We start from the raw sequence: 18,029 nt of genomic DNA, 5'->3' as shown, positions 1-18,029 counted from the left end.
GTCCGATCTCACTCCCGTGCCCACGCTACCACCGGTGACGACCACCCGTGGAAGTCGTCGTCGGGCGTCCGTTCGACGGACAGTGCCCCCGTCGGCTCGACGGTCACGGAGGGCTCGCCGTCACTCCCCCCACCCCAGGTGTGTAGGTACTCGGCCCGAATGCCTCGCTCGTCGATGTCGGTGCCGTCCTCGGGACAGAGTTCACACGATACTGTCCCACTCCAGACCACTTCTCCGGCGTCGACGCCCCCCTCACCGGCGTCCGTGACGGTCCAGGTAATTCCGGACGCGGTGTTGCGGCCAACGTCCGCCACCGCACCCCCCCACTCCGGATTCCCCGGCTCGGCGTCTCCCACGGTGTACCGATCGTAGTCGTGTACTCCCAGCCCATCGAGAACACGTCCGCCGGCGGCGCCCCGCTGTCGCTGCCGAGCGGGCTGTCGAGGTTCTTCGTCATCTCGACTCGCGCGTCCGCGAACAGCTGATCGAACCCGTACACCTGAACCACGTCGCATGCCAGGTCGCAGTCTGTCGCCTCTGCGTGACCGGACAGCCCCGCCGGGGGCCGTAGAGTCCGGGAGACGTTCCCGCTCGCGGCCGGCTCCAGTCCACCCGCCTCCCAGCGCCGGCGCATCGCCTCCCGTCCCGCTCGTTCCCGGAGTGCGCGCCCGGCGTGGAAGGCTTCGCGTGCCGCCGCGAGTGACGACGGCCGACTGCTCCCGCAGACGACGGCCCCACCGACGCCCGCCGCGGCGAGCACGCAGGCTCCGGCAGCGCGTCGCGTGAGCCGTCTCTCTTCGGACATACTGGAGGCGTCCAAACGGCCGACGGATAGCAGTTTCCCACCGTCTCGTGTCGTGTGTCTCCGACGTGTCTCGGGCCAGACACGCCGCCACGACACCCAGCGCCGTCTCGCCGCGAACCTCTTCGGCGAGCAAGGGGACACGCTTCACGTCGCGGCCGCAGTACGGTCACCGTCGTGTTCGAACCGCGACTGAAACGGGTGCTCCACCCGTCCCGTAGCCGTTCACGGACCCGCTGGGTTCGAACTCAACGCCGCAGGTGCGATCCGCTCGGCGTAGAACGATGTCGTCGCGGAGACGGTGAGCAGAACAGCCGTCGGGAGGAGGACACCCGACAGCGCCGTGTCGTACTGGAGTGCGGCGATCCCCGTGAGCCACGCGAGCGCCGCGAGCACACCGAGACTGTACGCCGCCCCCGTCGCAACGAGTTCGTAGACCACCAGGGCACAGATGACGAGTCCTCCCGCGGTGACTCCGCCGATGTTCTGGAGAATCTCGATTGACGGGAGTGATCCGACACCGACTGCGAGGAACGAGACGGCGAGCGCGTACCCGGACAGCTTCGATAACAGTCGCCCTGACTGTCGTCTCGTCGCCAGGAGCGAAACGTAGAGCGATTCGTCGGTGTCACGCCCCCGTCTGCCCGCATGGCGAGTGTCTACGCCCTGCCTCAGCAGTTCGCTCAGATTACACAGTACCGCGGCAGTGACGACCAGCGCGCCAGCCGGAACTTCGACACCGGTGGAGACCACACAAACGGGACAGAGCTGTGTTGCAAGGGGCGTCAGAGACGGTGGGAGGGTAACCGTCAGCCCTGACCCCGTCGCAGCGGCGACACCGAACAGCGTGACGACGGTGAGGCTCCGCTGCCAGACGGCGTGGACGAACGTCACCGCTAGCAGAACGGTCGCCGGCTGGAGGAGCGTGAGCAGTGTCAGGCTCTCCGTTCCAGCGAGGAACGAACGGTAGCCGTCGGCCCAGCTTCCGGCCGTGTTGCCGTACTGGGCGGTCAGGTGAAGGTGAATCTGGCTGACGACCGCCGGGACCCCCGCCGCTGCTGCACTCCCGACTGCGAGGGCCCTGACAGCTCGGGGACCGAAACGGCGAAGTAACATCTGACTGTGTCGGTGGTAGCCGCTGTCAATAAACTTTGATGCTGTCTCTCCGCGTCAATCCGATCCACTACCCTCCTCGTTCGGGCCAGACACGTAGTCGAGACGACTAACGTCGTCTCGCCGCGAACCTCCTCGGCGAGCAGGGCGACGCGCTTCACGTCGCGGCCGTGGGAGTGGCCCAGGGTTGAGTCGCTGGAACCGAGTCGCACAGAGTTCCCCTCGTCGGACTCACCCAGTTTCGTCACACGAGAGAACAGCTCTGCCCGGTCACCTCCGGCACAATCTCGAACCGACTCTAACTCCCCACGTAACTCCTCGTTCTCCCGACGGAGCCGTTCTCCCTCGTTGGCCAGTTGCTCGACGACGCCGTGCGACTGTACGTGAAGCTCCGCGGTGACACGACCGCGGTGCCGACCGGACGAATCGAACAACTCCGACAGGCCGACGCCGACGGCGGTCTCGGGTCCGAAAGAATCGTCGAGATAGTCGATCCGACGAAACACCCGTGGCTGCCACGAGCCACCCACCGAGACTACCGTCGGTGACGAGCAACCGGCGCATCGTGGCCGGGTTTCGTCGCTTCAGGCCACCCACGTGAGCAGCGTGTCGGCACCACTCGCCGGAGATTTATCTCTTCTCGTTTCGTCCGTTGCGGCACGTGACGGCAACGACTGAAACAACTGAAACGACTGAAACGACTGAAACGGGCGAAACGAACGAGGGGAGTCCACCGGCAGTGTCGACGCTCAATCAGAGGGGTGAGACCGGTTCGTCACAGCACGACCCGGCGAGGAGTGACGACGACGACGACCGACCGAAGCCAACGTTACCGAACTACACCGACAAATACCACTCGGAGGCACTGTTCGACCCGACCGACGCGGTGACGGCCCACGGGGACGGGCTGCCCGACGTTCCGCCTGTCGTCCTCCTCGGGTTCCAGGAGGCGTTACACGAGGCGGTCGAGGAGCGAGCGACGGAAGAGGTCAGCATCGTTCGGTCACAGTCGCTGTACCGCCTGTCGGAGACCGTCGGCTTCGTCCCGGTGCAAGAGGCCGGTATCAGTGCTCCGGTGGCGGCCATCGTGGCCGAGAACCTCGTAGCCGCGGGCGCGGAGGTGGTGCTGGTGGTCGCCGGCTCGGGGACGCTGCAGGCGTCGCTCGACCCCGATACGGTCGTCCTCCCGACTCGTGCGATCCGAGACGAGGGAGTCTCACACCACTACCTCCCGCCGACGGCGGAGCTGACGCCTACGGAGTCGGTGGTAGCCAGCGTCGCGTCGGCACTCCACGACGCGGGGTTCGACACCGCGCGGGGGCCGACGTGGACTACGAGCGCGCTCTACCGCGAGACGGTCGCCGAGGTCGAGCGATACACGGAGGCGGGGGTGGTCTCGGTCGGGATGGAGACCGCGGCCGTGTGGGCGGTGTGTCGCTACCGAGACGTGGCGACGGCGACGGTCCACCTCGTGGACGACTGTCTCACGTCCGAGGAGTGGCGCCCGGAGGGGACCGGACGGCGGTCACTACCGGAGCTCCTGGACCCCGTGATCGAGGGGGTAGCAGCCACGGTGAAGTGAGGCCGCCGTCGGTCGCGGTGTGCTCGTCCGACACCACCAGCGCCGCCCGGGCGACCGCACGCAGCTCGTCGTCGACGACCGGCTCGGCGTCCGGCCGGCGTGCCAGCCCGGTTCGGGCGACGACTTCACGACTGTCGAGAAACCACGTCGCGAGTCGCGACGACGACCGCACCTGGAGTGTGCGTGGCTCGCGTGGCGTCCAGCGACGGCCAGTACTCTCGACACGGGCTTCCGTGGGCCGGCGGGACCTCGGCGAGACTCGACCCTGAACTTCGCCGGTCGGGAGATCGCGCAGCCCCGGGCACCCCGGCAGGTGGTTGCGAGCGTCTGTGCCCGTCGGCACCACCGGCGTCGACGACTGCAGCGGGCAGTGTTCGCGGCCGTACCAGCCACTGCCTGCGTCATATCGGTCGGTCGCATCGGTCACCGACGGGCGGTTGTCAACGGTGGCAGCGAGTCGTCGGCTCGATAGGGCAGACAGACGTGAGTCGACGACGAGTGTGTAACGTCGTCTTCCACTAATCCCGTCTTCCCGCCTCCGAATCACCTCTCTACCACGATACTACCGAGAACAGGAGGGGACTGCTCGGAGATGTTGCTGGTGTGGTGTCGTTTGCGCCGGCGATGTGTGTTGGCCTCAGAGGGTGGCTCTCGCCGTGTGCACCTGTCTAGCCGTTCGTGTTACCCCGTCGCCCTCGGCAACGACATCGTGACTCGATCGGTCTCCCCACGCCACGGGTCGGCAGACAAACTCGTCGGAGAGTACCACCGTCCGTTCACCGTCCATCGTCTCCGCTACGATCACCTCGTCACCGTCCAACTCAACTATTCGATCACCCTGCCGACTGTCTCCGTGTCGGTTCTGTCTCATCGTCGTTCGGCGCCGTCAGAACCGTCCGTAGTTCGCTCGACGTAACCGTCCGGCACCGAGCGTCCGTAGTCGGTCACGTCAGCAGCCACATCTCTAGCCCGCTCGACTTTGGCTGTCAGTTCACGTTCGGCGACGGCTCGGGAGAGGTCACGCAGTCTCCGAGCGACGTAACCGGTTTCTGCAACTGGGGTTCGGACCCGTCAGGCGTAACCGTCGTGTTCGAACTGCGATTGGACGGGGTGGTCTGTCCGTCTCCGTGGACTGTGGCGAGCCTCCTCGGATCAGGCTCCATCGCGCGGCTGCGAGCCGTGTGTACTTCGTCGTCTCTGCCGTGTGAACTCTATCGACTTGGAGTACATGAAGCCGACTGCAGAGATCGTGAGCAGAGTAGCCGTCGGAACGAGGAACTCAGACAGTGCTGTGTCGTACTGGAGTGCGGCGAAGCTAGTGTGCCACACGACGGCCGCGAGTGCGGCGAGGCTGAAGCCCGCCTTCGTCGTGACGAACTCGTAGAATACCAACGCGCAAAGGCCGAGTCCACCTGCAGTCCTCCAGTTGATGTTTGGTAAGGCCTCGACGAACGGCGAGGATACAATACCAATAGATAAGAACGTGATAACGAGCGTGTACCCGGAGAGAGTAGCTAGAAGGTACCCCAATTGTCGCTCCGTGGTGGGCAGCAAGGCGTCAGTTGACTCATCTACACCGTGATGCCCGTCCCCCCCGAGACTGGTGTCACTGTTCTGATCCAGTAGTGCAACTGCGTTGCACAGCATCGCAGCAACGACGACCAGTATCCACACTGGGACTTCGGTACCGAAGCTAGAGGTCGTACAGGACGGACAGAGTTCTCTCACAACTGGTGTGAAAGCTGGAGGAAGAGATGCCGTTATTCCAGACTCCGCTGCCGCGAGGAACCCGGAGAGTGTGGCGACCGTGAGACTTCTCTGCCAGACTGCGTGGACGAACGCTACTGCGACCAGAATTCGAAGGTCGGCCATGAGGGTGAGCAAACTCAGACTTCTCTCCCCAGCAACAAAAGCAGAGTAGATCTCCGCCCAACTCATCGATCCTCCTCTGTAGTACGCGTTCAAGGATAGATGAACTTCGCTGATTACGATCAGCAGTCCAGCGAGTGTCGCAGCCCCGAGTGCGAACGTTCCAGCGAACCGAGAGGCGATGCTACGGATATTCATCTGTTCGCTAATAGTACTTCTCACTGCCGAAACTGATATCCTCCTGATCGTGTAGGATGTCTGCCGAGGAGCCCTGCGCGTAGTCGTCACTCCCGTAGTTTCTGGTCGCCACGTTCAAGAGGTAGAGCTCGTCTGTGCCAGACGAGTCGTTGATCGGGAGGTACACCGGTCCCCCAGAGTCACCCTTCTCCTGTGTCGCCGACGTACGGACTTGCCCGTACTCCTTCTGTTCGTCGCCGAACGGGCCACAGTCGTATTTAAAGGTCAATCTCGAACTCACGATAGTCCCAGATGTCGCGCACGTCTTCCGACTTCGCTTGCAGACTGTCGTGGCTGGGTACGACGCCAGCGTGTCGATGCCGTCGCCAGTCACCCGGCCGACGACCTCCGCGTCTGGCTCGTCGGTAATGCGGCCACTGAAGTCCTGAAGATCCGACGACTCGAGCGTGAGAAGTGCAGCATCGTAGTCGGGGAGTGCCGCCTCGACGAAGCCGAAGGGTGTCACACTGTCTTCGTTGTTTCCAGTCCTCCCCCAGCCGTAGTCACTCTCGGTGATCCCTGGAGTCTTACACACGTCACCGCTGATAACGTGACGAGCGGTGAGCATGTACGTTCCGCCGTTGTACTGCACGGGACAGCAGAGCGTTCCTGCTTCGACCGCGTCGCCACCGTCGTCGATGTTCTTCATGCCCTCGAACGCCATCCCCCCGAGGAACTCGTTCTCGCCGTCGCCGTCCACGTCGTCACGCCGGTCGTTGTAACACGCCGTCTGCCTGGGCCGTTCCTCCTCTACAGTCCGCACTGGGATTCCTTCGACAGCACTCGGCACCGCGTCTAGCGCCGACACGTCTCCCTCTGGATCGGCGGTCACACGAACACGCTTCCCGCGGAGGTCACCCACCACGGTGTCACTGGACTCGATTCCGACGGAGTGGATGCTCCCCTCACCGAGGAACTGCCGGCTCATCGCTTCCTTCACCTTGATCGCCTGTTGTTTGTGTCGATACCACCGCTTGCTGACCGTCACGGTCTCACGACTCTCGTCGCCGCTCGCCAGGATCGTGACCCGTTTCTCCCGCCCGCTGTCGCCGACGACGGTCGTCGGCACGCCTGCGAGTCCGGACACCGTCGCACCCGTCACTGCCGCCAGTGTCTGCCGTCGTGAAACCTCTCTCCCCGAGTAGTTCCGGTCAAACATGCGTAAGGCTCGTCTAGTACGGCGTATATAAGACTTATTTCTCGTCTTTATACCTATTTAGTAGTAAAACAGAAATAACTATTTTATTAGAAAATTTGAAACATACAGAGCTAGCACGTTGCACCGTACCGCTAGTGACACACAGTCGAGAAAGCAGTTCCAGCGCAGACGACGGCTCGACACGCTTGTCCACTTCAGTCCCCTGTCTCACGCCAGACACGCGGCCACGACACCCAGCGCCGTCTCGCCGCGGACCTCCTCGGCCAGTAACGGCACCCGCTTCACGTCGCGGCCGCGGTAGAGATCACTCGCGCGCTCCAAGGAGTTCCGTTGGACCTCCCAACGGCGCTGACAGAACTCACAAGAGTCCAACGACGGCGTCACGACCCACTCGTCGTCTAACTCCACGTCGGTCGTCTCCGTGCCGGCAACGTCCTCGGGGTCTTCCATGACCCGGTTGACGACGAGCGTGTTCGCGGGGATACCGAACTCGTCCAGGCGGTCGATCAGGCGTTCGGACTCGACGACGCTCATCTCCTCGGGCACCATCACGACCCGGAAGTCCGTCTTCTCGGGGTCCTGGAGCGTCGCGCGGAGGCGTTCGATCCGGTCGCGCAGCTCCTCCAGCTCCGGCCCCGGCTCCCCGTCTTCGCCGAGCCCGAGGGTGCCCTTCAGCCCGTCGACCATCCCGGAGAAACGCTCGCGCATCTTCAGGAATCGGCCGACCATCGAGTCCAGCAGCTCGGGGAGCTGGAGCAGACGGAGGGTGTGGCCCGTCGGCGCCGTGTCGACGACGACCCGGTCGAAGCGCGGGTCGTCTAAGTGCTCCAGGAGCTGTCGCATCGCCGCCGCCTCGTCGGCCCCGGGCATCTCGCCGCCGAGCATCCCCCCGAGCGGTCCGTCGCCGGCCACCTCGCCCAAGTCGCCGAGCCCGCCGAGGGGGCTGTCGGCGGCCGCGTCGGTGTCACCCGCGCCCGCGCCGTCGCCCGTGACGCCCGCGCCGAGCATCCCCTCGGAGACGGCCTCGTCGGGGTCGATCTCGGCGGCGTACAGCGGCACGTCCTCGCGGATCCGGCTCGGCTCCGACGGAATCTCCGTGTCCAGCGTGTCCGACAGCGAGTGTGCGGGGTCCGTGGAGACGACGAGCGTCGGCGTCCCGCCGGCGGCACTCGCCAACCCCGTCGCGGCCGAACACGTCGTCTTGCCGACGCCGCCTTTCCCGCCGTACAGCACGTACTCCGGGGTGTCCGCTGCGACGAGCGCGTCGCTGTCGACCGGTTCGAGTGCGCCGTCGTCGTCGTCGTCGCCGCCGGACATCTTGATCGCCGCGCCGACGCGCGAGGCCGGCTCCGGTCCGTCGTCCTCGTCGTCGATCTCGTCGACCGGCTCGACGTCGATATCGTCCATGTGCGCCGCTTGGCGCGCGGCGCTTGTCTGTTCGTCGGTGTCGGTCGCGCCGTTCACCCGACTGTCGCAGTCGCGTTCGGCTCGGTCGAGGTGTCGGTCGGGGCGTCGGTCGCGTCTGTCTCGGTCGATACCTCGACTGCTTCACCGCTGTCGATGTCGATCACGCGCGGAATCTCCCACGTCGTCCGGCTCTCGGGTGCCGTCCGGTTCAGAACTGTCTCGCCGCCGACGACGACTCTGACCCTGTCGAGGCTCTGGCCCATCCGACCCCGACTCTCGACCCGGTTCCCGATCCGACAGCCGTCGCGGACACGCTGCGGCGTCGCCGTCTCGCCGGAGTGTGGAGTCTCCTCGCCCACGACCGTGACGAACAGGGTGTACACTCCCGGGGACGTCCGCGTGAGGGTGAAGTCCGGCCGTTCGCCTCTGTCGTGCGCGATCGTCGTCTCGACGATCAGCCCGGCGTCCGTCTCGTCGGGGATCACCGTGACCGTCCCGGCGCTACGTTGCGCCACGTCGATCAGACACCCCGGTCCGGAGTGAGAACTCGCAGCGCCCGCTCCGGGGGTCCGGTCCGGTGCACCGCCGAGCCCGGGGACGGCGCCACACCCCGCGAGGGTGACTAACACGGCGACGACGGCAGTCGAGCGAGCGCGTCTCACGGAGTTGCGGTCACTGTCTACGGTCAGAAGCGTTTCGCTCCCGAAACGCGGGAGCGAATCGACGAACGACTCCCGGACTGGTCGCCGGCGCCCGGCCCAGAGTTCAAGTGTGGTGCCGGGACCAGAGCCCCCGGACGCTCGGGGTCCGTCACCGGGGCGGACCGACAGTCCGGCTACGCCGAGAGGCCGAGCTAGAAGAACGCCGCCAGCCGTTCGGCCGCCTCCGTCGCCCGCGGGGTGACGAGCGCGAACCGGAACCAGTCGGCGCGCGCGTCGCCGAACGTCGCGCCCGGCATCGCGGCGACGCCCGCCTCGTCGATCAGCCGCTCTGCGTTCTCCGTCGTCCCGGGGAAGTCGTCGAAGCGCGCGAGGACGTAGAACGCACCCTCTGGGGTGGTGTACTCGGCGCCGGCGTCGTCCAAGGCGTCCGCGAACGCGCCGATCCGGTCGCGCAGCAACTCGCGGTTGTGGGCGTAGTAGCCCGGCTCCGTCTCCCGGAGTGCCCGGAGCACCGCAGCCTGTGCCGGCCGCGACGTGGTGACGTTGACGAGCATGTGTCGGGTACGGGCGTGCGACAGCAACGGCTCCGGCAACACGGCGTACCCCACCCGGAGCCCGGTGATCGCCATCGACTTCGAGAACGCCGTCGTGACGACGACGTCGTCCCGATCCAACGTCAGTGCGCTCTCGAACCGACCCGTGTAGTCGAAGTGGTCGTACACCTCGTCGACGATCAGTGTGGCGCCGACGTCGTCGGCCAGCTCCGCGGTCGCCTTGATCGTCTCCGGCGGGTACACCGCTCCCGTGGGGTTGTTGGGGCTGTTGAGCAGGATCGCGGTGGTGTCGTCGCCGGCGGCCGCACGGAACCGAGACAGGTCGAGACTCCCGTCCGGTTCCGTCGGGAGCAGCCGCGGCGTCCCGCCCAACAGCTCCGTCTTCGCGGGGTAGTAGGGGTACACCGGGTCCGTGAGCAACACCTCGTCGCCGTCGGCTTCGGTCAGTGCGGCCGCGAGCGCGAGGTGGTTGGCCTCGCCGGCGCCGTTCGTCACGATCACGCGCTCGCGGGGGACGTTCCGCCGGGTGGCGATCTCCGCCCGGAGCGCGTCCAACCCCTCACTGGGTGGGTACTGGAACGACTCCGGATCACCGTCGGCAGACGCTCGGAGCCCGTCACGCAGCGCCGCCGGCGGCTCCCAGTCCGGGTTGCCGGAGACGGTGTCGATCACGTCCCGGTCGGCCTCGTCCGCGTAGCGACTCAGCCGGGCGAACTGCGGCCGTTCGTACTCCATGCGGTCACCGTGGCGCCGCCGGGGCTTCACTCCGGCGTTCGCCGGCCGTCAGTCACTTCTCCGGCGCCGCCCACCCTCCGGGCATGGAGGAGTTCGCGGACGATCCGCCCGAGGAACGACGAGTCGGCGAGACGCTGCGCGCGGCCGAGGAGACGGTCGCGGTCGCGGAGTCGTGTACGGGTGGTCTCGTCGGGACGCTGCTGACGGCCGTCCCCGGTTCCAGTGACTACTTCGACCGTGGCGTGGTGACGTACTCGTACGACTCGAAGCTGGAGACGCTGGCCGTCCCGCGGGAGCTGTTGGACGACCACGGCGCGGTGTCGGAGCCGGTCGCGCGGGCGATGGCTCGCGGCGTCAGGGACGTCGCCGGCACGAACTGGGGAGTGTCGACCACGGGGGTCGCCGGCCCGGGCGGCGGCTCCGCGGAGACACCCGTCGGGACGGTGTACGTCGGCGTCGCCCGGCGAGGCGACTGGGGCACCGGCGACTCCGGCGCTCGCGTCGCTCGCTACGAGTTCGACGGCGACCGCGGCCAGGTGCGCGAACGGATCGCTCGCCGCGCCCTCCGTGACCTCCGTCGCGCGGTGGCAGACCGCGACGAGTCGTGACTCCGGCGCGAGAACTCGGCTCGCGGACGCCTCACACACCGACGACCGACGAACCGCTGGCTCTGTGCCGTCGGCGTTCTACAGAGAACCAAGGCGAGTGCCTCGGGGTCGTACGGAAATCGGAGATTTCCGTGATGACGAGACGCGGAGCGTCTCGAACCACTTGACCCCGAGGCGGTTCACCTAGGATAGTGTGGATTACACACGTCCGTCGGTCTAAACTGTGAGGTGTCCGAGGACCTCACCGAGACTAACATGTTAGCTCTGGGGCATACGCCGTTGGCGCCAGAACGGACGAGTGCATGCAGGGACGTGACTCGACGACACGGCGGGACGTACTGAGGCTGACTGGAGCCGCAGTCGGCGCGACACTTCTGGGGGGTGTCGGCGCTGCCGAGTCGACGACCTGGGAGTCGGTGTCGAGCCCGGTCGACGTGACGCTACACGACGTGGAGACGACGGGGCGCAACGACTTCGCGGTCGGCGGCGGAGGCATCGTGGCCGAGCGGACGACCGAGGGCTGGACGAAGGTCGTCGACGGCGGTCCGACTGGCAACGGGAGTGGGCTGTACGGTGCCGACGTGACGGACGACGGCGAGCGGCTGTGGTTCGTCGGTGCCTCTGGCGCGATCGGGGAGTACGACGTGGAGACGGGCACTCTCGTCGACCACTCCGCACCCGACGACGTGACGAACAACTTCAACGACGTGGCCGTGACCGGCGACGCCGGCGAGGCGAACGTCTACGTCGCCGGCGACTCCGGGAGCGTCTACTACTCCTTCGAGAACGGCGCTTCGGGCACCTGGAACTACGTCACCGTCGGCCAGGGCGCCGGGATCAGCGCGATCGACTTCCACGATGTCAAGTCGGGTCACCTCGTCAACGGCAACGCCAACGTGTTCGGCACGGGCGACGGGACGACCTGGAACAGAATCGGCGTCGCGGACGCGGACGTGTCGCTGTACGGCGTCGACTCCAACGCCGCAGACGACGTGTGGGTCGCGGCCGGCAGCGGGACGGTGCACCACTACACCCCGGACGCCGAGGGGACGCCGAAGTGGTTCTCCACGAAGGTGGGCGAGGCCGGGCTGCGCGACATCGAGGTGGACGACGGCGACGGCTACGCCGTCGGCAACGCAGGCGCCGTGTTCGACCGCGCGAACGGCTCGTGGTCGAGAGACACCACCCCCAACGGACAGGGGCTGAAGGCGGTCGTCGACCAGACGAACGACATCGCGGTCGGTGCCTCTGGCACGATCGTCGCAACCGATCCGGACGCCGAGGCAGACCCCGGCAGCGGCGGCGGTGGGGAGTCCGGCGACGCCGGCCAGATCGGCCGTGTGAGCAGCCAGACCAGCGGCTCGAAGACGCTCGTGTTCACCGTCGAGAACGTCGGCAGTCGGGACGTGACCGTCGACCGGTGGGCGTTGGAGACGACCGTCCAGGTGGAGTCGATCCGACGGTCGGGTGCGGAGGTCACCGCCGACGGCACCGCCGTCGCCGACTCGGAGGACGGCTACCCGGTCGACGCCACGCTCCGCTCGTTCGACACCTCCCCGACCGTCGCGGCCGGCGAGCAGGTGTCGTTCGACCTCGGCCAGTACGACGCCGGTAACGTCGCTCTGACGCTTCAGGAGGCCACGGATCGCCCGAGTGGCGACTACCTCTCCGCCACCTTCGAGTACGCCGACGGCACGACGGAGAGCTTCTACTGGGAGGTCACGAACGTCAACTCGTGACGGAGTGACGGAACGCGGGGTGAGCGAACGGCACCCACCACGGTCGCCGACGGGTCACTTTTTACCGGCGCCCGCCGAAGCGGTCGGCATGAACTACGACGAGGCGACGAACTTCCTCTTCGACCTCCGTCGCTTCCAGGTGGACCCCGGGACGGACGCCGTCCGGGCGTTGCTGTCACACCTCGGCGACCCACACGAGGACGTGACGTTCGTCCAGGTGGCCGGCTCGAACGGCAAGGGGAGTGTCACGCGGATGGCCGCGAGCGTGTTGCGCCAGACGGACCGGACGGTCGGGGCGTGCACCTCCCCTCACTTCGAGGACCTCCGCGAACGGGTGCGCGTCGACGGTCGGAAGGTGCCGGAGTCGGCGGTGACGGAGTTCGTGGAGACGGTCAGACCGTGGCTCGTCGACCGCGCGGCCGTCGGCGAGCCACTGACCTTCTTCGAGGTGGTGACGGCGCTGGCGCTGTGGCGGTTCGGCGAGGCGGACGTGGACGTGGCCGTCTTAGAGGCCGGCATGGGCGGTGAACTGGACGCGACGAGCGTGGTCGAGCCGGCGGCGGCGGCGGTGACGAACGTCGCCTTAGAACACACCTCCGTGCTGGGCGAGACCCGGACGGAGATCGCGGAGACGTTCGCGCCGGTTGCGCCGACGGATCGGCCGCTCGTCACCGCTGCCGACGGGGACGCGCGCGAGACACTGGCCGCGGCGGCGGGCGAACTCGCGGCCGTCGCCGGTCCGACGACGGCCGACGAGCCGACGGACCCGGTCGTGACGGCGGCGTACGACGGCGCGACCGGCGGCCAGGAGTCGGCGATCCGGCTGACCGTCGACGGTCGGACGCTGTCCGCGACGCTCCCGCTCGTCGGGGCCTACCAGGCGACGAACGCCGGCGTCGCGGTCGCGCTCGTCCGACAGTTGGGTGTCGACGACGAGACGGCGATCCGACGGGGGCTCAGGGCGGCGACCTGGCCCGGTCGATTCGAGGTGGTCGAGACGGAGCCGGCGGTCGTGTTAGACGGCGCGCACAACCCGGCAGCGTGTCGGGCGCTGCGGGAGACGGTCGACGCCTTCGACCACGACCGACTCCACCTCGTGTTCGGTGCGATGACGGACAAGGACCACCGCGAGATGGTACGGGCGCTGCCGTCGGCAGCCACCGTCCGGACGTGTGCGCCCGACTCCGACCGAGCCGCCGACCCGGCGGCGCTGGCCCGAACGTTCGAGTCGGAGACGGGCGCGACCGTCACGGTCGGCGACGGTCCGAGCGACCGTCCGGACGACGGTGTCGTCGCGGCGCTGTCGGCAGCCCGAGCGGCCGCCGAGCCGGAGGATCTGGTCCTGTTGACGGGGTCGTTGTACTGCGTTGCGGCCGCCCGAACGGAGTGGACACGGACGGTGACGCCGCGGCGTCCCGAGAGCGTCGCCGACGCAACGGCGACGCTCCGGGCGGCACACGTCCCACCGGCGGAGACGGCTCGGACCGCGGCCGAGACGGTCCACCGCACCCTGGAGACGACACTCCCGGGTGATCGCGCGACGACGGTCCGACAGGCGGCCGCGACCGCGGGCGTGACGACCGCCGAGAGCGGGTTCGACGACCGTGGCCGCCACCGACAGGTGCTCCTCTCCGGATCTGTGGGTGACTTCCGCCGACTGATCGACGGGCTCCGGGAGCGTGGGCGGGCGTTCTACGGCGTCGCCGACGACTTGGCGGCGGCGCTGCCGGACGACGACGGGACTGCACCGTCGACGACCGACGGGACGGACGAGATGGGCACGGCCAGCGCGACCGACGCGACGGACGAGATGGACACGACCGGCGCGACCGACGGGACGGACGAGATGGACACGACTGGCGCGACCGGCGCGACCGACGAGATGGACACGACCGGCGCGACCGACGCGACGGACGCGTACCCCTGGGAGACGGGAACGGCGGTGATGGGCGTGTTGAACGTCACGCCCGACTCCTTCCACGACGGGGGTGAACACTACGATCTCACGGACGCGGTCGCGGGGGCGGAGGAACTGGTCGCGGCGGGTGTCGACGTGATCGACGTGGGCGGCGAGAGTACCCGTCCGGGGGCAGAGCCGGTGCCGGCAGACGAGGAGATCGACCGGATCGTCCCGGTGATCGAGGCGGTGACGGACGCCGAACCGGACGCGCTCGTCTCCGTCGACACCCGGAAGCCGGCGGTGGCGGCGGCGGCGCTGGACGCCGGCGCGGACGTGCTCAACGACGTGACCGGGCTGGAGGATCCGGAGATGCGGGCGCTGGCAGCCGAACGAGACGTACCGGTGATCGTGATGCACAGCATCGACGCCCCGGTCGTCCCGGACAAGGAGGTGCCGTACGACGACGTGGTCGACGACGTAATCGCGGAACTGCGCGAGAAGGTGTTGCTGGCCGAGGAGGCGGGCGTCGACCGCGAACGGGTGATCGTCGACCCCGGGCTCGGCTTCGGGAAGACGGCCGCAGAGAGCTTCGAGCTGTTGGGCCGACTGGACGAGTTCGCGGCGCTGGGCTGTCCGGTGTTGGTCGGGCACTCCCACAAGTCGATGTTCGAGTTCGTCGACGGGGAGACGGGCGACGCACTGTCGGAGACGGTGGCGGCGACGGCGCTGGCCGCCAGAGCGGGTGCGGACCTGGTTCGAGTTCACGACGCCCGCGAGAACGTCCAGGCCGTACGGGTGGCGGCCGCGGCGGCCGACCCGGCAGGGTTCGCCGAGCGGTTCGACCCGGGACAGTGACCGCCGACCGCGACGGCGCCCCTGAGGCGCCGTACGAGGCGGTCGCCGCCCACCCGGACGGACAGACGACGGCCGCGCGGTACGCCGCCGTCGCGGCCGACTACGGCTTCGACGGGGTGGTGGTCCGCACCCGGGCGGCGTCGGACGAGGCGGACGCGCTCGCGGACGACCTTGAGATCGACGTGGCGACGGGTGTCGAGATCGACGCCGACCCGGAGGAGGCGAGCGGGCTCGTCGGCCGGGCGCGCGAGCAGTTCGATGTCGTCACGGTGTTGGGCGGGAGCCCCGATCGCAACCGCTTCGCCGTCGAGAGCGACCGCGTGGACGTGTTGGCGGCGCCGATGCGGGCCGACGGCGACCTCAACCACGTCCTCGTGCGAGCGGCCCGCGACCACGACACCCGGATCGAGGTGAACCTCGGGCCGGTGCTCCGGACGGCCGGCGGCGAGCGCGTCCGCCGGCTCCAACGCCTCCGGAAACTCCGGGAGCTGGTCGACTACTACGACGCGCCGGTGGTCGTGTCCGCTCGACCGGCGAGTCACCTCCAGCTCCGGGCGCCTCGCGAACTCGTCGCGGTCGGCGAGACGGTCGGGTTCGAGCCGGCGACGGTCCGGGCGGGGCTGGCGGAGTGGGGGGTGATCGCGGCGGAGAGTCGGCGGCGACGCTCCGATTCGTTCATCTCCCCGGGGGTCCAGAGAGTGGAGTGTGAAGAAGACGATCAGTGAACACGCAGAGCGGTTCTCGCAGACGGCCGAGTCGTACGACGACCGAAACAGCGAGGAGTACGAGGCGTGCGCTGGGCTCGTGATCCAGCGTGCCGCGCCGGCGGCCTCGGACACGGTGTTGGACCTGGGCACGGGAACGGGCGCCATCGCGCTCGCGCTCGCGGACGACGCCGACCGCGTCGTCGGTCGAGACATCAGCGACGGGATGCTGGCGCAGGCCCGCGAGAAGGCGGCCGACCGCGGGGTCGACGACGTCGCGTTCGGCTACGGGGAGTTCCGGGACCCCGAGTACGACGGCGAGACACAGGTCGTGACGACGAACTTCGCGCTCCACCACCTGAGCGACGCGGAGAAACGGGCGGCGATCCGGACGATCGCGGACCTGGACGGCGGCGGCACCCCGTCGCGGACGGACACGGTCGGGCCCCGTCGGATCGTGATCGGCGACGTGATGTTCTTCGGCGAGCCGAACCCCGACGAGCCGTTCTACGACCCCTCCGTCGACGACCCGGCGACGGTCGGGACGCTCGTAGACGCGCTCACGGACGCCGGCTACGCGGTGACACAGGCCGACCGGGTCCACGACCAGGTGGGCGTGCTCACGGCAGAGCGGGTCGTCACGGGCGGCCGGGAGTCGTAGCGTGCGACACCTCCCGAAACACGCCCGGCCGCGGTGGCGCTACCTCGCCGCCGAGCTCCGGACGTGGCCGGACGGAGCCGTCGACCGAGACGGCTTCCAACGAGCGCTGTGGTACGCGGCCCAGAATCTGCTGGGCGACCCCGGCAGCGCGGACGCGGACCTCTCGGTCGTCCGGTTCCGGTTCGCCGACGGTGTCGGGGAGGCGGTCGTCCGGGTGCGTCGGGAGGCGACCTCGGCCGGGCGAGCGGCGCTGGCCTGTGTCGACGCCGTCGGCGGGACGCCGGTCGGGGTGGTCGTCCGGGGGGTATCGGGGACGATCCGGGCGTGTGAAGAAAGCTATTTACACGCAGACGGCGGAGTCACAGGTGAACGGGAGACCCTGCCGCCCGACGGTTCGTCGCCACGCTCTCGCCGCCCGGTGGACGTGGAGGCGGACGGCGGCTACGTCGGGGCCACCGAGACCGAGGTCTCGGATCTGGTCTCCGAGTCGACCACGGACTGACAAACTATGCAAGGACAACAACAGCAGGCGTACGACCGCGGGATTACGATCTTCTCGCCGGACGGCCGCCTCTACCAGGTGGAGTACGCACGCGAGGCGGTCAAGCGAGGAACGGCGAGTGTCGGCGTCCGGACGACGGAAGGCGTCGTGCTCGCGGCGGACAAGCGCTCTCGGTCGGAGCTGATGGAGCCGTCGTCGGTGGAGAAGCTCCACAAGGTGGACGACCACCTCGGCATCGCCAGCGCCGGCCACGTCGCGGACGCCCGGAAGCTGATCGACTTCGCGCGCCAGCAGGCCCAGGTCGAACGGCTCCGCTACGGCGAGGCAATCGGCGTCGAGACGCTAACGAAGCGGGTGACCGACCACATCCAACAGTACACCCAGGTCGGCGGTGCGCGGCCGTTCGGCGTCGCCCTGATCGTCGCCGGGGTGGAGGACGGCGAGCCGCGACTGTTCGAGACGGACCCGTCCGGCACGCCGTACGAGTGGATGGCGCTGTCGGTCGGCGAGGACCGCTCGGAGATCCGCGACTACCTCGAAGAACGGTTCACCGAGGAGCTGACGCTGGAGGAGGGGATCGACCTCGCCTTCGGCGCGCTCGACGCGATGAACGACGACGACGAAGGGCTCTCTCCCGAGGGCGTCGGTCTGGCGACGGTCCCGACGGAGGACCCGACGTACACGGACCACGACGCGGAGACGATCGAGGGCTACCTGTCGGAGTTCGACTACCTCGCGGCCGAGGAGTCGGACGAAGACGAGCCCGAGGAGTAGTCGCCTTCTCGCCTTCTCGTGTGCGCGGCTCGCCAGAGTCGTCGACAGCGACTGGTCCGGCGTGACCCGCCCGGGGCGGGGTGGACAGTGTGGCAGCGACGACGGAAACCTGTCCGACGAGGGGTCCGTCGTCCGCCGTGCCACCGGGGGGTCTCCGCGATTCAGT

The 18,029-nt window shown here is 68.1% G+C and carries 15 protein-coding genes and 1 pseudogene; 8 read left to right on the top strand and 8 right to left on the bottom strand.

The window, feature by feature from the left end:
* Positions 1-8: 8 nt before the first annotated feature.
* From RYH79_RS08430 to RYH79_RS08420, 3 genes are all read right to left on the bottom strand, one after another.
* Positions 9-356, bottom strand: a complete 348-nt coding sequence (locus RYH79_RS08430; protein WP_370898092.1) for a hypothetical protein — start codon at positions 354-356, stop codon at positions 9-11.
* A 671-nt stretch (positions 357-1,027) separates the two neighbouring features.
* Complete coding sequence (locus tag RYH79_RS08425; protein WP_370898090.1) at positions 1,028-1,918, bottom strand: hypothetical protein; 891 nt, start codon at positions 1,916-1,918, stop codon at positions 1,028-1,030.
* Positions 1,813-2,421: a hypothetical protein gene (locus RYH79_RS08420; protein WP_370898088.1), complete on the bottom strand. Its 609-nt coding sequence runs from the start codon at positions 2,419-2,421 to the stop codon at positions 1,813-1,815. Before RYH79_RS08420 ends, RYH79_RS08425 begins: the two co-directional genes overlap by 106 nt.
* A gap of 233 nt (positions 2,422-2,654) precedes the next feature.
* Between RYH79_RS08420 and RYH79_RS08415 the strand changes: the two genes are divergently transcribed.
* The gene (locus tag RYH79_RS08415; protein WP_370898086.1) at positions 2,655-3,497 is read left to right on the top strand and encodes a nucleoside phosphorylase; all 843 of its coding nucleotides are present in this window, start codon (positions 2,655-2,657) and stop codon (positions 3,495-3,497) included.
* Between the two features lie 1,152 nt (positions 3,498-4,649).
* Here the strand turns inward: RYH79_RS08415 and RYH79_RS08410 are convergent.
* The 5 genes from RYH79_RS08410 to RYH79_RS08390 all read right to left on the bottom strand — a co-directional run bounded on the left by RYH79_RS08410 (position 4,650) and on the right by RYH79_RS08390 (position 10,120).
* Entirely contained in the window at positions 4,650-5,435 is a 786-nt protein-coding gene (locus RYH79_RS08410) for a hypothetical protein (protein ID WP_370898084.1), read from the bottom strand.
* A gap of 136 nt (positions 5,436-5,571) precedes the next feature.
* Positions 5,572-6,762, bottom strand: a complete 1,191-nt coding sequence (locus RYH79_RS08405) for a chymotrypsin family serine protease (protein ID WP_370898082.1) — start codon at positions 6,760-6,762, stop codon at positions 5,572-5,574.
* Between the two features lie 207 nt (positions 6,763-6,969).
* Entirely contained in the window at positions 6,970-8,169 is a 1,200-nt protein-coding gene (locus RYH79_RS08400; protein WP_370898080.1) for an ArsA family ATPase, read from the bottom strand.
* A gap of 53 nt (positions 8,170-8,222) precedes the next feature.
* The gene (locus tag RYH79_RS08395; RefSeq protein ID WP_370898078.1) at positions 8,223-8,831 is read right to left on the bottom strand and encodes a hypothetical protein; all 609 of its coding nucleotides are present in this window, start codon (positions 8,829-8,831) and stop codon (positions 8,223-8,225) included.
* A gap of 191 nt (positions 8,832-9,022) precedes the next feature.
* Positions 9,023-10,120, bottom strand: coding sequence for a pyridoxal phosphate-dependent aminotransferase (locus RYH79_RS08390; RefSeq protein WP_370898076.1), 1,098 nt, complete (start codon positions 10,118-10,120; stop codon positions 9,023-9,025).
* A gap of 83 nt (positions 10,121-10,203) precedes the next feature.
* Between RYH79_RS08390 and RYH79_RS08385 the strand changes: the two genes are divergently transcribed.
* From RYH79_RS08385 to psmA, 7 genes and pseudogenes are all read left to right on the top strand, one after another.
* Complete coding sequence (locus RYH79_RS08385; protein WP_370898074.1) at positions 10,204-10,728, top strand: CinA family protein; 525 nt, start codon at positions 10,204-10,206, stop codon at positions 10,726-10,728.
* Between the two features lie 302 nt (positions 10,729-11,030).
* Positions 11,031-11,987: pseudogene (locus tag RYH79_RS08380) on the top strand (WD40/YVTN/BNR-like repeat-containing protein); the annotation flags it as partial.
* A 568-nt stretch (positions 11,988-12,555) separates the two neighbouring features.
* Entirely contained in the window at positions 12,556-15,222 is a 2,667-nt protein-coding gene (gene folP / locus RYH79_RS08375; RefSeq protein ID WP_370898072.1) for a dihydropteroate synthase, read from the top strand.
* Positions 15,219-15,947 carry an RNase P subunit p30 family protein gene (locus RYH79_RS08370; RefSeq protein ID WP_370898070.1) on the top strand — a complete coding sequence of 243 codons (729 nt, stop codon included), beginning with the start codon at positions 15,219-15,221 and terminating at the stop codon, positions 15,945-15,947. The genes folP and RYH79_RS08370 overlap by 4 nt, the downstream gene beginning before the upstream one ends.
* Positions 15,928-16,587: a class I SAM-dependent methyltransferase gene (locus tag RYH79_RS08365; protein WP_370898068.1), complete on the top strand. Its 660-nt coding sequence runs from the start codon at positions 15,928-15,930 to the stop codon at positions 16,585-16,587. Before RYH79_RS08370 ends, RYH79_RS08365 begins: the two co-directional genes overlap by 20 nt.
* A gap of 1 nt (position 16,588) precedes the next feature.
* On the top strand, positions 16,589-17,089 hold the full coding sequence (locus RYH79_RS08360) for an Rpp14/Pop5 family protein (protein ID WP_370898066.1): 501 nt from the start codon (positions 16,589-16,591) through the stop codon (positions 17,087-17,089).
* A 6-nt stretch (positions 17,090-17,095) separates the two neighbouring features.
* Positions 17,096-17,863: an archaeal proteasome endopeptidase complex subunit alpha gene (psmA, locus tag RYH79_RS08355; RefSeq protein ID WP_370898064.1), complete on the top strand. Its 768-nt coding sequence runs from the start codon at positions 17,096-17,098 to the stop codon at positions 17,861-17,863.
* Positions 17,864-18,029: the final 166 nt, after the last annotated feature.

The sequence above is a fragment of the Halobaculum sp. MBLA0143 genome (assembly GCF_041361465.1).
Classification (GTDB): domain Archaea; phylum Halobacteriota; class Halobacteria; order Halobacteriales; family Haloferacaceae; genus JAHENP01.
Note: the sequence above shows the minus strand (reverse complement) of the source record. Positions and strands in the feature narration are given on the sequence as shown.

Bases quoted from the DNA above. Each gene is read 5' to 3' on its own strand.
- folP (WP_370898072.1), top strand. From the start codon at position 12,556: ATGAACTACGACGAGGCGACGAACTTCCTCTTCGACCTCCGTCGCTTC.
- RYH79_RS08400 (WP_370898080.1), bottom strand. From the start codon at position 8,169: ATGGACGATATCGACGTCGAGCCGGTCGACGAGATCGACGACGAGGAC.
- RYH79_RS08410 (WP_370898084.1), bottom strand. From the start codon at position 5,435: ATGAGTTGGGCGGAGATCTACTCTGCTTTTGTTGCTGGGGAGAGAAGT.
- RYH79_RS08405 (WP_370898082.1), bottom strand. From the start codon at position 6,762: ATGTTTGACCGGAACTACTCGGGGAGAGAGGTTTCACGACGGCAGACA.
- RYH79_RS08425 (WP_370898090.1), bottom strand. From the start codon at position 1,918: ATGTTACTTCGCCGTTTCGGTCCCCGAGCTGTCAGGGCCCTCGCAGTC.
- RYH79_RS08385 (WP_370898074.1), top strand. From the start codon at position 10,204: ATGGAGGAGTTCGCGGACGATCCGCCCGAGGAACGACGAGTCGGCGAG.
- psmA (WP_370898064.1), top strand. From the start codon at position 17,096: ATGCAAGGACAACAACAGCAGGCGTACGACCGCGGGATTACGATCTTC.
- RYH79_RS08390 (WP_370898076.1), bottom strand. From the start codon at position 10,120: ATGGAGTACGAACGGCCGCAGTTCGCCCGGCTGAGTCGCTACGCGGAC.